This window comes from Butyrivibrio fibrisolvens (assembly GCF_037113525.1).
Lineage (GTDB): Bacteria > Bacillota > Clostridia > Lachnospirales > Lachnospiraceae > Butyrivibrio > Butyrivibrio fibrisolvens.
Window position 1 is genome coordinate 3,247,369 of record NZ_CP146963.1, and the last position, 13,781, is coordinate 3,261,149.

Sequence of the window (13,781 nt, forward strand, 5' to 3'; positions counted from 1 at the left end):
ACCTCGTTTATCCTTTGACTGCACCAACTGTAAGTCCTTCCATGTAGTATTTCTGGAAAAATGGATATAATACAACCATCGGGATCATGCCTACTACTGCAATAGCCATACGAATTCCAAGTGTCGGAATATTGACTGTATCCGTTGCTCCAAGGGATGCATCCATAGACTGTGAGAGGTACTGAACATTGGTAAGCATGTTATTAAGAAGCGCCTGAATACTTACAAGATTTTTATCAGTAATGAAATAAAGGCTGTTCTTCCAATCATTCCAGTACATAAGAGCTTTCATGAAACCTATAGTAGCAATGATCGGCTTACTAAGCGGCAGTACCATCGTAAAGAAGATTCCAAACTCAGAAAGTCCGTCCATTCTGGCACTTTCAAGGATTTCCTGAGGAATATTATTCTGGAAATAGGTTCTTGTGATCATAATGTGGAAGGCACTTACGAACACAAAAGGGAATATGAGCGCCCAGATAGTATTCTTAATATGAAAAAGATTGCACCAGCTCATGTAGCTTGGAACAAGACCTCCTGAAAAAAGCATTGTAAAAAGAACATAAAAGCTTATGATCCTCTTACCCGGAAGTCCCGGAACTGTAAGTGTGTATGAGATCATGGTCGTAACAATGATACTTGCCAGCGTTCCGACCAAAGTAACAATAATCGTTATAAAATACGCATGAAAAACACTGCCTTCAGAAAAAATAAATTTGTATGATGTAAAATCTATATGTTTTGGAACTAGTGAATATCCATATTTCATGATGTCAGATTCAGCCGATATCGACGCCATGAGCAAAAGCAGTATAGGGAAAATAACTGATACTCCCAAGATGATCAAAATTATATTAGCAAAGATCTGAAAACCCCTGTCATTTTTTACCATAATAAATTCTCCTTAGAACATTGCATTCTCTTTACTGAATTTCTTTACCAGATGGTTAGTGATCATAACCAGAACAAATCCAACAACTGACTGATAGAAACAGGCTGCTGCCGACATTCCCATATTAGCTGTGTTCATGAGACCTCTGTAAACGTATGTGTCGATAGTCTGGGTTACGTCGATCAGAGCTCCACTATTCATAGGAACTTGGTAAAAGAGTCCGAAGTCAGAGTTAAAGATCTTACCAACAGCAAGAATCGTAAGTGTGATTATTGTCGGGATAAGACAAGGGATCGTGATATGGATAAATGTATTCCATCTGCTGGCTCCATCAAGGTTTGCCGCTTCATAAAGTCCAGGATCTATAGCAGACATATTAGCAAGGTACAAAATACAGCTTGTTCCTGTCATCTGCCATAAATGTATAAATACCAGGATGAATGGCCAGTACTTTGATTCGCTGTAAAAAGAAACTGTCTCAAGTCCCAGCGGAGCAAGGATATAGTTGTTTATAAAACCTGTATCTCCCGCAAGGATCGCATTAGCCAGATAAGAAACGATGATTATGGAAAGCAGACTAGGGAAAAGAATTGTTGTCTGATAGATTTTTCTTGGAAGATTTCCTTTGAGCTCATGTAACAGATATGCGACTACTATGGCTACAACAGTACCCAAGACAATAAAAACCAGGTTATAAGCGATGGTATTTCTGGTCATCAGCCATGCATCAGAACTTGAAAATAAGAATTTGAAGTTATCAAGTCCAACTTTAGGACTTCCGAATATACCTCCACTTACAGTATATTTTTCAAAAGCAAGAATAAGGCCGCCCATAGGAATATAGTTATTGATAAAGAAATAAACAATGGCAGGAAGCGCCATAAGATAAAATGGTAAGTATTTTTTTATTTTGACTATCATTAGAATACCTCTCTAAAAAAGACACGGTGCAATTTCTTTTATATGTTGCACCGCGCCTTTTATCACTTGTTTTCTCTTAAAGTCTTACTGTGCAAGAAACGCATCAAGCTGTGCCTGCTTCTCAGCTATTACCTTTTCCAATCCTGCATCTTTAAGTGCCTGGATGAACTCAGGTAAATATGTCTCTGGATCAAGCGTTCCGGTTTCAAGACCTGCCTGATACTTGTTGCAGACATTATCCAACTGTGTAAGCTCATTAGTTACAGCTGATGTGTCAAATGAAAATCCGAGTGCTGTAGACTTCTGGCAATTGGTATTATTATCAACCAAAAGCTCAGGATAGTCAGGATTTTCACTCTCCCAGAGAATACGATTGATATTAGAAAGAGTTGATCCTAAATGATAAGTTGTAGACTGGCTGTCAACGCCTTCAGGATATGCGCCCATTCCGTTTTCATCAAGAACATAATGTGTTCCTTCGATACCATAGCTGATAAGCGTACCTATTTCTTTATTAGAGAACCAAAGATTCATGAATTTCATGGCAGCTTCTGCATGTTTGGAATTGGACATGATAGTATAACAAACATTGTTATAAGTTCTTGCGACCTGATCACCAAAAAGTGTTACGCCCATCTGCTTGTTACAGGTTGTTGACTGATAGAATGCTGTATTAAAATCTGCCTGACCAAGTGTACAGAATGCTGCGTCATTTCTTGTAAGAACTGTAAATGAATCTGTCTGAGTCTGGATATCTTTATCACAATATCCTTTTTCATACCAGTCATGCATTACAGAACAAAGATGACTGTATTCTTCCGTCTCAAATAAATCTACTACTTCTGTGCTGCTTGTTGGATCCATTAGAACGCCGTAGAAGTTTCCAAGATCATCCCAAGGTCCGTATTTGAAGTTAGATGCTGTAGTTCCGTTATTAAGTGCATATGGAGTCATATCAGGATAAGCTTCTTTTACAGCGGCAAGAATAGGTTCCCAATCCTCAAGTGATGTTGCACTTGCAGCCTGCTCTGTAAGTCCAAGTTCATCAACAATGTCCTGTCTGTAGATCATACCCATTGTCCATGAATAGCTTGCATAGATAGGAACAGCATACTGATGACCATCGATCTCACCGCTCTTGAGGTAGTCACCTTCCATAGAGATAATGTCCTGGCCATATTCCTGAATAAGATCTGTGATATCATAGCATGCGCCCTGTGATACTGCATTTAAGTATCCGCCATAGTTAGCAAGGATATCAATATCTTCTGTTCCGCTCAAGAACAATGAATACTGCTGGAACCACTGTCCAAACTCGTAGGCTTTAAATTCAACTTCTACTCCGATCTGCTCAATAGAAATCTCATTGACCTTAGCCATGACAGCTTCCATATCATCAGTTTTACCGCTTGTAGGAACATAAACAGTGATCTTCTCCACCTCACCGCTCTGTCCTCCTGCTGATGTACTCGCCCCAGTATCAGCACTTCCTGACTTGTTTCCACAGCCTGTTACTAAACTTGCTATAGTTGTTGCAGTTAACAATACGGATAATAATTTCTTTTTCACTGTAACTCCTCCCTTGTTTTTTGATAGTTAAATTCTATCGAAATACAAGAATGGAAAATATCACTTTTAAGACATGTTTTTATACTTTGAGAACCTGTTATTTTAAATTATAAAGGAACTTATCTATCAGCTCATTTTGATACTCACTGCTAAACTTTCCGGAAGCAAAGATTTCTAATGATTCATTTCTAAAATCTTTCCATGAGTCTTGCTCCTGACCTACGCATATGGGATAAAACCAGACACTGTTAGACCTGGCAGCTTCCATGTCTCCCACTGCGTCGCCGCACATGAGGACGTTTTCAGGTGCATAGCCTTTCTTTACGATCTGACCTATGCAATAGGCTTTGCTGCCCATATCCTGTGTGCAGAGAAGATCAACATACTCCATGAGGCCGAATCGCTCCCACTCAGCTTTGACAGCTTCAGGGTTAGCGCTTGATACAACGGCGACATCGCAATATTTATGGATTTCTATAAGGGCGTCTTTGACTCCCTCAAAGGGGTTTATTTCTTCCTTGGGAAGTGACTCGATTCCTTCGTTTACAGCCTTGCTCCAGTTTAAGGCTTTGGCAAAAATGGGATCTTCTGAAATCTTAGCTTCTACTGCTCTGTTACTAAGTTCAGGGGCCTCATCAGCCCACTTGGAAAGAGCTTCTACACCGTCTATTGGCATATACTTTTCGTTTACTTCTAAAAGAGCTGTGGCAAGTCCCTTGAATCTGTTGATTCCTCTTGTCATGGTGAAAAGATTGACCTGATTCCAGCTTTTAAGTATTTCTTCCTGCCAGTTTTCAAGTCCCCACTCCCTGACCATGCAAGGGCCGAAACACCTTATATGCTTGATATTCATTGAATCTATGGCACAGCCGTCAGAGTCTATGCATACGATAAAATCTTTCTTTTTAGTAAATGTATCGAAAACAGACATTATCTTTTCCTTTCTAAAGAACTAATACCTTGATATTTCTAAAGGTGCAGAAATATCAAGGTATAGATATCGATTCTGTAATTCACTATTAAAGTCTTGTATCCCAGCGTCCGCACCATACAAGGTCATTGGCAGATCCCTTGAAATTGGACTTTCCTGTGAGTTTATCTACAAGTGCATGAAGATATTCAGGACTATCGCAATATGCATTTATATAAGTCTTCATCATCGGTATATCATATAGATGATTTGTATAGTTTAAGGATACAGCTATGGTTGGAACCTCACCCACGAACCACGGATTCTGGCTTGAATGAGACGCATCATAGCAAAGTCTTACGTTATTGGTCTGGGCATAGCCTTTCATGTTAACAACGAAAAGAACAAGATCTGTATTTTTCTTAAACTCTTCACGGCTTTCATGTCCCATTACTTTGAACTTATTAAATGGACTTTGCTGCTCCATTTCAAGCTCGTAATAGTCTTTAGGTGCTGTTACATTAAAGCCTGCTGCCTCAAGTTCTTTTATAAGATTAGCTTTAGCTTTATCCGGGCCGTTTAATAAAGAAACCGGAGCACTTTCGATAAAGTAAAGGCGAAGGTTCTTTTTCCTTGAAGGATCAAGTGGCAGGATGTTCTGGGTATCTTTTACAAGTGTGATACTCTCATCTGCTGCCATTTCTGCCTTCTTGTGATGTTCCTTACATCCTACGATCGCAAGATCTTTTTTATCAGGGAACTTAAGGTTGTTAAGGCCAAGCTTTGCCTTAAGTCCGAGGATTCTTAGAAGAGCTTCTTCCAATCTCTCTTTAGTGATAACACCGCTTTCAAGAGCGTCCTTGATATACTGGATGTCTTCTGCAGGGTCATTAAAGAAAAGGATCATATCGCAGCCTGCAGCTACTACGCCCGGAATATAGTCTTTTCTTGGCATGGTAGCAGTAAGGCCAACCATGTGAGTTGCATCCGTAACAATAAGACCATTAAAGCCAAGCTTTTTTCTTAGAAGGTCCTGAAGAAGTTCAGGAGCCAGTGTTGCAGGTTTGATCTCGCTGTCCTTGATCCCAGGGCGAAGCTTTCTTGAATACGCAGGCTGACAGATATGCCCTGCCATGATGCTGTCAAGGCCGCCATCAATAAGCTCTTTGTAAACATAACCGTAGCTTTCGTCCCACTCGTCTGTAGAAAGGTCATTACAGCCCATAACAAGGTGCTGGTCTCTTTCTTCTGAACCGTCTCCGGGGAAGTGCTTGGCAGCGCAGGCAATGTCCTGTTTCATATTTTCTTCCATGTAGGCAAGTGAACGCTTGGCAACAAGCTTTGGATCATCACCAAAGGCTCTTGTGTTAACGATAGTATTTCTCCAGTTGGATACAACGTCGCACACGGGAGCAAATACCCAGTTACAGCCAACTGCCTTAGCTTCTTTTGCGCCAACTGATGCCATGGCTCTTACGACTTCATCAGTTCCTGCTGCGCCGCAGGCAGCTCCTGTTGCAATAAGTGTTCCTTCGGAAACAGCACCGTTACCGCCAGCCTCAGTATTAGCCGCGATAAGCACAGGTACCTTACTATGCTCCTGGAAGAATCTGTTCTGCTCGTATACTTCTTCTAAAGTGCCGCCCTGCCAGCGAACGCCTCCAATATGGTATTTACTTACAAGTTCTGAAAGGCTTTCTTCATCTCTTCTAAGAGTCAGATTTATAAATAGCTGCCCTACCTTCTCGTCTAAGGTCATTGAATCAAGCGTCTTTCTGACCCATGCTATTTGTTCTTCATCTAAATTAAAAGGTTTGGCTTTAAGATCTACCATTTGTTACGCTCCAATCTCTTGTGAATTTGCTTTTATCTTTGCTATCTCATCTGAGATGCTTTCCATCTTTTCCTTGGTAAGAGGATAGAAGTGCATGGCGATGATATTGCAAAGGTATCCGAAAATGAGGATGCCGAACATGCTGAATATACCTACTGCAGCAAGTCCTGTAGAATATGGTGTCTCAGCTGTAGGAAGCTCTGAAGATGAGCTTACTGCTGCGCAGAGAAGTCCGATGATAAGTGGTGCAAGTGATGAAATGAGCTTATCGATAAAGCTGAATACTGTGCCGATAAGGCCAGGAACATACTTACCACTTCTATATACTTCATAATCTGTGCAGTCTGCTGTCATAGGATATACAAGGCTTCCAGCGATCTGCTTAAATCCTGTAAAAAGGACCATGAGCACTACGAATGCGATAGAAAAAGCATTCCAGCTTGCAAATCTTCCGTCTCCGGGAAGTGAAAGCTGTGTAGGATCGCCAAATACGAATAAGAGCACCTGCAGAGTCATAATGATAAGTGCCGCATAACTTGCAAACTTGAAGCCTTTCATTTGTCCAAATCTTCTTGCAACAAATCCGATACCAAAAATAAGGATAAGTATGCTTGGAATAATTGTGTATGTTCCTACAAGACCAGCTGCGCCTGCATTGCCGCATACTATTGCATAGATGATGATGGCAACTGTTGCATTTCCGTTCATCTGTGTAGCAAGCTTATCTGTTGAAGCAGAGATAACGAGCATCTGGAGTGCTCTGTTTTTCTTAAGTACATCTACGTAGTCTTTGAGCTTGATCTTCTGTTGCTCTGTATTGCCTGCTCCGTAGAACTCAGGTCTGTCTTTTGATCTGATCGCCAGATAGCAAACGATAGTAAGGATAAATGAAAGAATTGCTACAAGTACCCACATCTCCTGGAAATAATCCATTCCGAACTGATAGTTATGTTTTTTCAAAAGGTATGTGTATGAGTAAAGGGGTGCCACTGTAAAGAAGATAGTGTTAAGTGCACCTGCATATATACCAAAAGTAGGTCTTTGCTTTGGATCGTTGGTAAGGCATGTCTGTGCTGACTTGGTAACTACGCACTGGCATGTGTACCCTACGATATATACTGCGTAGAAAACAACGAATACCAAAAACTGTACAGCCTTTGGAAAATGTGGTGTTACAAAAAACATAAAGGCTGACATAACAAGCATGATCAGCTGACCGATAACAAGGAATGGTCTGTTCTTTCCGAATTTACCTTTAGTTTTATCAAGGATTATTCCTATGATAGGATCTGTTATTCCATCCCACAGTCTCATTACTGTAGCAAGTGATGAAGCAATAACAACGCCTGCTCCGATGATTCCATTGAGATAGTAAGAAATAAAGATCATTTCCCACATGTACAGGTTAGTTGCGATATCATTAACTGCAAGGCCTGCAATCTGCCACCATTTTGCTCTGTTGACATTAACATTTTTCTGTTCCATAATGTTCCTCCTTAACCTCCCCAATCAGGTTTGAATTATTGTGAAGTTATAATAGTATCAATGGGGCAAGCTAACAAGAATTATATTTGGGTATAATTGTACTATATTTATATTCTGATTACGATGCAAAATATATTGATATTTTTTCCAAATATAGTATTATTGTCAGTGATAAATTTATGAATAAATTGAAATTTATATTTCATATTCAGCCAACTATTCTATGGAGCAAAGTTACCTATGCAAAATCAGTACTTAGATATGGCCGTATCTTTTTTTAACAAATTAAATCTGGTAACCCATGTGATCAATATACATGAGCCGCTTTCAGATGAAATAGACTTAGGACTTCGAAAGGCCATTTTGCAAAAAAAGGCACTTTCTGTACTTGATTTTGATGGAATAAATCCATCCTTTACAGATCAGCATATTATATATTTCCTTACTGATATGTATAACTGCCACAATATTCTTATACCTATTCCCAACCAGGAACTTGATACAGCCTTGTATGTCGGACCATATCTTACTGAAGCTTCCGGAATTTACAAGACTGCGGAGCTTTGCGACAAGCTTGGTATTCCCTCTTCCTTGCGTATGTTCATGAATCAATATTACACTACGATTCCATGTATAAGTGACAGTTCGGTCATGGAAGCTTTCCTTGAAACAATCGGAGAAAACATCTACGGCGTGGGGGAATTTAAGATTGAATATCTGAAAGAAGAAACAAAGGGTGATACTGAATATCTGACGTTAATGGACAATAATAATTACGAAGATATCATGCAGAGGCTTGAATATCGCTACAGTCTTGAGGAGAAGGTAATCGATTCTATCTCAAGAGGAGATTTTAATACAGCCATGAAATACAGCACAGATCAGGCTCTTAGCAACATCGACAACAGATCTCCAAGTACTCTTCGGAGTAAAAAAAATAACCTCCTCGCTTTCAACACTGTCTGTCGTAAGGGTGCAGAAAGAGGAGGCGTTCATCCTATTCATTTGGACGAAATGTCCAGGCGTATGGCTATCAAGATCGAAAATATGACCTCACCCACTCAGGACAAGGACATGCATCGTGAGATCTTAAAAAAGTACTGCACAATGGTACAACATAATACTACAATAGGCTTTTCCCCAACCATGCAGAAGGTAATAAATCACGTATTGCAAAATTTAACAACGATAGAGCTCACACTTCAAAACACTGCAGAAAGTCTTGGGCTTAATAAAAGTTATCTTGCTACTCTTTTCAAGAAAGAAACCGGTAAAACTTTCACCAGTTATGTAAACTCAAAGCGCCTTGACCACGCCATTTTCCTTCTTAATGCTACGGATCTTCAGATTCAGGAAGTTGCAAGCTCCTGTGGCATTCCTGATGTTGCCTACTTTACAAGAATATTCAAACAGGAAAAAGGGATGACACCAAGCCAGTACCGCAAGATAATCTCTGAAAAGAAGTGACCATTATCATATGGGGGCCTCTTTGGCCAAGGGGTCTGTGGTCTTTATATAATTCTTTATATAAGGCTTTATATATTTATATTTTTCAGACTTTATATTTTTTACGATATTCTTTGGGTGTCATACCGTTTTTAGACTTGAAAATCTTTACAAAATAGTTGGCATCGGGAATTCCAACCTTCCCTGATATTGTCTGTATCTGCTCATCTGATGAAGCAAGGATCTTTTCCGCTTCTTTCAATCTGGTATCACGAAGGAACATAGCCGGTGTGGTACCTGTTTCTTTTTTAAAAGCCGCTATCATATAGCTTTCAGAGACATCCATCATTTTTGCAATTCCGGCAATACTGATATCTTCATAAAAATGCTGCTTTATCGTATATGTAATGCTTTGTACAAGGGCGCTATATTTATTTTCATTGATGTCTTTTATGATGTCACAAAACTCTTCGAGCATCTGGGCGCAGGCTTTTTCCATCTGTTTGGAGGATTTGGCCTGGCCTATGGCTATAGATTCTCTTGTCGTGATCCTGTGGATGATAGGAGCAGGGATACCGGCTTCGTATGCTGCTATTCTGCTAAGTGCCCTGTTAACGGCGAATGCGCATCTAAGCTCATCCAAAGACAGATTTCTTGGACGAAGCTTTGCCACGCGGCTTTCAAGGTTCTTTTTGACCTTAAGTACTTCGTCTAGATCACCTGCTTTAATAGCATCCATGTACTCTCGTTCAAGAAGGTAGTTTTGCTCTATCTGAGCATTGCTTACATCCTTGAGGGATTCATCAATATCAAAATAGTCGTAAAATCTTTTTTCCTGTTCATCCATAAAATATCCTCGATCGTACTTTAAGCCTTTATCTTAGTCAGTTCTGCGTTAAGAGCTTTCATCTCTTCTTCAGTGTAATCAGGCTTTGCGTAGAAGAAAAACTTCTCCAGAGTAAATGTCCCGACCATGTCTCTTAATTCTTTTCCCACATCAGGCATTCTCTTGTCTATAACGGCTGTCGCTTCCTTCGAAGCAAGAAGGTCGTTTATTGTGCTTCTGATAGAAAGATATCCTTCAGGGAAAAGCTGGGCTTCACTTTCTTCGTCAAGGAACCAGTTGCGAACATTAAGTCCCGGATTCTGATCAACATATACGTAAGACTTATCAGGCTCTTCTACTCTGTTAAAAATGGTATGGTCGCTGACTTCTCCTGCTCTTGCAACGATCTTATTTTTACCCATTGTAAGTGGAATATCTTTAAATACGGCACTTCCGTTTACAGTGCGTTCTATATATTCTTTTCCGGCAGCTTCCAGTGTAACACTCTCCTGGTTAGAATAAACCTTGACTGTCATGGCTTCATAAGCGCGGTTAACATATCTTTTACCTGCAATGCTCACGAAGGGGTCCTTGGACCACATGGCTTTGTAATAGTAAAAGCTGTCTTTTCTTGTCTTACGGTCAAAGGTAACAAGGCCTTTGATATTTCTTTTCTTAATGTTTGCAGCGCCTCTTACAGGGCTTGTAAAATCGAACATGTTCCATACAAAGCTTCCCCAGACAAAGTCGCGCTGAGCCATCATCGGATACACGGTCTCGTGGTAGAGGGCCTGAAACTCCTCGGAATAGTCGTTAACCTTAGGATCGTCGCTATGGTATACAGTATTGGTATCTGCGCCGTATTCTGAGATTCCAAGCGGCATCGCAGGGTTAACCTTGTGAAACTCGTCAAGGAACTTGCCATGATCAGCAAATTCGCCGTAATACCAGCCGTAATAGATGTTGTAAGCGGTTGTATCTGTAACCTGATTAAGCGTGCTGTCTGAGTGAACCACGTTCAGATTGGCGCAGGTGGAAAATCTGGTGCCATCAAGCTCGTGGACAAGGTCATTAAGCACGTGCATCTTCTCTGCCATATATGGGAACTCGCCGTAGATTGCGATCTCATTCTGGATTCCCCAAAAACATATGGATGGATGGTGCATGTTCTGAAGGATCATTTCTTTTAGTTGAACCTTGGCATTTTCAAACAGTTCATCGTCCTCCGGAAGCTTTAACATCGGAATCTCAGCCCAGACTACAAATCCCATGCTATCACAAAGGCTGTACACCTCCTGCGGATGAGGATAGTGAGAAAAGCGGACTGCATTAGCTCCGATTTCATGAATAAGCCCCATATCCTCTTTCCAGTTATCCATTGTGGCAGCCGAGAATACTCCGCAACTGTCCTGATGCTTGGCTACACCATGAAGTTTAACATGCTCTCCATTTAGGAAAAAACCTTTGTCTGCATCCATAGCTATACGCCTGAATCCGACTTCTTTTGTTACAGAGTCAACCTCTTCTCCATCTGCCAAAAGAGATACTGTCATGGTATATAAGTGGGCATCATCAAGGCCGTTCCAGAAAATGGGGGAATCCAGCTCAAGGACTTTTTTAAGGGTAAATTTATGTTCTGCAAGATTACTGATCTCATTGGCGTTAGAAAAAGATCTGTTTAACTCTTCAATACTATATGTCTTGGAGAACAGTTGTGTGTCACTATTATGATCATTAGATAGCGATTCTTTCCCATTATTAGTTAATGAATATCTGACTTTATATTTTTTATTTTCATCAGTCAAAGAGATTTCTGTCCTGCCCCAGACTTCGCCTTTTCCATCCTCAGAAACTCTTGTTTGTACAATAACTCCATCGCAGCCATAGTATGCTGTGTCAAAGCAGTCCACACCTGTTTCTACAAGTTCAACTTTTCTATGGATTCCACCAAATACAGCGAAATCTCCGGATATTGGAGAAACATGGAGTTTCTTATCTGTACTTACGAGAACTGTAAGGAGATTGGTTCCTGTGATCAGGGCATCCGTAAGTTCAAGTGCAAAAATATTGTAACCGCCCTCATGACCACCGATTTCAGTGCCATTAAGATAGATCCTGCAAACCTTATCAACACCATAAAATTTAATATAGGTTCTTGTATCTTTACTTTTCATATATTCAAACTTCTTCTGGTATACTGCCTCTCCCTGATAATAATCTTCATCTGTGTACCAGGTGTGTGGAAGATTCACTTTTTCACAGGTAAAGCCTGTTCCATCTGCCTTTACCTGTTCATCGATAGGGCTCGATACATCGGTATTCTGCCATGAACCCTTTACAAATAACCAGTCTCTATTCCAATCTATAACCTTTCTCATAGTAATGACCTCCGATACAGCTAAAATGTATTGCAGATTTCGCATTTACAGTCGCCTGGGATGCGGCATATTTTATATGTACGAAAGCTATATATACGAAATCTGTGTTATTTTAGGGTATCTTATCATAGCTTTTTTGTAATAAATAGAATTTTTTATTTCATTATAGCATTTTATATAGATCGTGGATCCCATATCGTGGATGTGTTTTGTCTTAGTCAGGATATAAAAAAGGACACATGCAGAAATTACTGAATGTAGCTCTGCATGTGCCTTATTTATCAAATTATTATTACGCTGCATCATCTAATGCTCTGCTGTTTAAGAAGCTCTCTGTTCGTTTCTGAACGTTCTGTTGTAGGTTTACGTAGAAAAGGAAATTGTCGTACAGGTGGAGGCTTCCTTCGGGGAAGATGTCAAGTACAGGCGGGTAATTAGCTGTATCTATGTCTGTGACTATGAGTGAACCTCTGTCGGGGTCGATGTAGGCACCGTACTTTCCTACTTCTATAGATGTTATGGCGCCGGTTTTGCTGTCCTGGGTTACTGTTCCAAGGTTTAAAGACTTATCAGCCACTTCACTGTCAGTTCTCCAGTTGAGGGGGTTGATGGAATATACTTTTGTGCCGGCGGGGATGATCATAGAATCGGTTACGCCGCCTGCTTCGCACTCATAGCTTACTACTACGCCTGTATCTGTTTCGCCTTTAGCAGGGACTATCTGAGGGTACTGGGTGATCATGTCTTCTGTCATGCACCAGCCGATAGCGTAAACTGCTATTAGGTTTTCTCTAAGTGCTACTGCCTGCGCGCCGTCGCCGCCGTAGTATTCTTTTAGTATTCTGTAGCACATATCAGCGCCTTGAGAGAAGCCTGCAAGTATAAGGGGGCGTCCGTTATTCTTGTGCTCAAGGTAATACTTAAATGCTGCAGATACATCCATATAGGCATTAGCAAAGATCTGGTCTTTAGCCTGGCCATCTTCCATGGAATATGCATTTAAGGATGCCTGCCTGTAATAAGGAGCATAGATTCTGCAGGTGTTTGCATATATTGACTGCTGCTGATTCATGGCATTTCTGAATACTTTTTTATATCCGGCTGTCATCTCGGAATTGTACTGACTGAGGGTATCTACAGATGGAGCCACGATGAATACGTCAACTGCATTCTCAGGATATGCTCCGTCATAGAGCCAGTTATCTGAAAGGGAATAGTCTAAAGAGCTTGTAAATGGCAGCACGTTAACTGCAAGGGATTTAATACCAAAAGCTGATGATAAGCACATTCCAAGTATCATGATCATAAGTACTACGGATATTCTTTTCTTCATATTCGTTGTCTCCTTATACATTCAGGCTTTCATTATGTTTAAACTATAATTATGTTTATTATATAATTAGTCGTCTTTATCCATATATTATACACGTTATTTCGTTTGTTATCACCTAAATAAAAACTGCCACCAGAGAACTGATGGCAGCCGATTTATAATCATGACTTTTTTTCACTTCGTTCCA

10 protein-coding genes are annotated in these 13,781 nt (G+C 40.3%); 1 reads left to right on the forward strand and 9 read right to left on the reverse strand.

Annotated features, from left to right (window positions below; translation table 11 throughout):
* Positions 1-7: 7 nt before the first annotated feature.
* The 6 genes from WAA20_RS13515 to WAA20_RS13540 form a co-directional block, all read right to left on the reverse strand.
* Complete coding sequence (locus WAA20_RS13515) at positions 8-892, reverse strand: carbohydrate ABC transporter permease (RefSeq protein WP_073385401.1); 885 nt, start codon at positions 890-892, stop codon at positions 8-10.
* A 12-nt stretch (positions 893-904) separates the two neighbouring features.
* Complete coding sequence (locus WAA20_RS13520) at positions 905-1,813, reverse strand: sugar ABC transporter permease (protein ID WP_073385403.1); 909 nt, start codon at positions 1,811-1,813, stop codon at positions 905-907.
* A gap of 84 nt (positions 1,814-1,897) precedes the next feature.
* Complete coding sequence (locus WAA20_RS13525) at positions 1,898-3,382, reverse strand: ABC transporter substrate-binding protein (protein WP_073385404.1); 1,485 nt, start codon at positions 3,380-3,382, stop codon at positions 1,898-1,900.
* 97 nt (positions 3,383-3,479) lie between these two features.
* Positions 3,480-4,313, reverse strand: a complete 834-nt coding sequence (locus WAA20_RS13530; protein WP_242951137.1) for an HAD hydrolase-like protein — start codon at positions 4,311-4,313, stop codon at positions 3,480-3,482.
* 88 nt (positions 4,314-4,401) lie between these two features.
* Positions 4,402-6,126, reverse strand: coding sequence for a glycoside hydrolase family 3 N-terminal domain-containing protein (locus tag WAA20_RS13535; protein ID WP_073385407.1), 1,725 nt, complete (start codon positions 6,124-6,126; stop codon positions 4,402-4,404).
* A gap of 3 nt (positions 6,127-6,129) precedes the next feature.
* Positions 6,130-7,611, reverse strand: coding sequence for an MFS transporter (locus WAA20_RS13540; RefSeq protein ID WP_073385409.1), 1,482 nt, complete (start codon positions 7,609-7,611; stop codon positions 6,130-6,132).
* A 240-nt stretch (positions 7,612-7,851) separates the two neighbouring features.
* Here WAA20_RS13540 and WAA20_RS13545 point away from each other — a divergent pair, with 240 nt between their 5' ends.
* Positions 7,852-9,078 carry an AraC family transcriptional regulator gene (locus WAA20_RS13545; protein ID WP_073385411.1) on the forward strand — a complete coding sequence of 409 codons (1,227 nt, stop codon included), beginning with the start codon at positions 7,852-7,854 and terminating at the stop codon, positions 9,076-9,078.
* A gap of 85 nt (positions 9,079-9,163) precedes the next feature.
* Here WAA20_RS13545 and WAA20_RS13550 read toward each other — a convergent pair whose 3' ends face one another.
* The 3 genes from WAA20_RS13550 to WAA20_RS13560 form a co-directional block, all read right to left on the reverse strand.
* Entirely contained in the window at positions 9,164-9,904 is a 741-nt protein-coding gene (locus WAA20_RS13550; protein WP_073385412.1) for an AraC family transcriptional regulator, read from the reverse strand.
* Positions 9,905-9,924: 20 nt separating this feature from the next.
* Positions 9,925-12,261, reverse strand: a complete 2,337-nt coding sequence (locus tag WAA20_RS13555) for a glycoside hydrolase family 2 (RefSeq protein WP_073385414.1) — start codon at positions 12,259-12,261, stop codon at positions 9,925-9,927.
* A gap of 292 nt (positions 12,262-12,553) precedes the next feature.
* On the reverse strand, positions 12,554-13,594 hold the full coding sequence (locus WAA20_RS13560) for a DUF3089 domain-containing protein (RefSeq protein WP_073385417.1): 1,041 nt from the start codon (positions 13,592-13,594) through the stop codon (positions 12,554-12,556).
* Positions 13,595-13,781 lie beyond the last annotated feature (187 nt).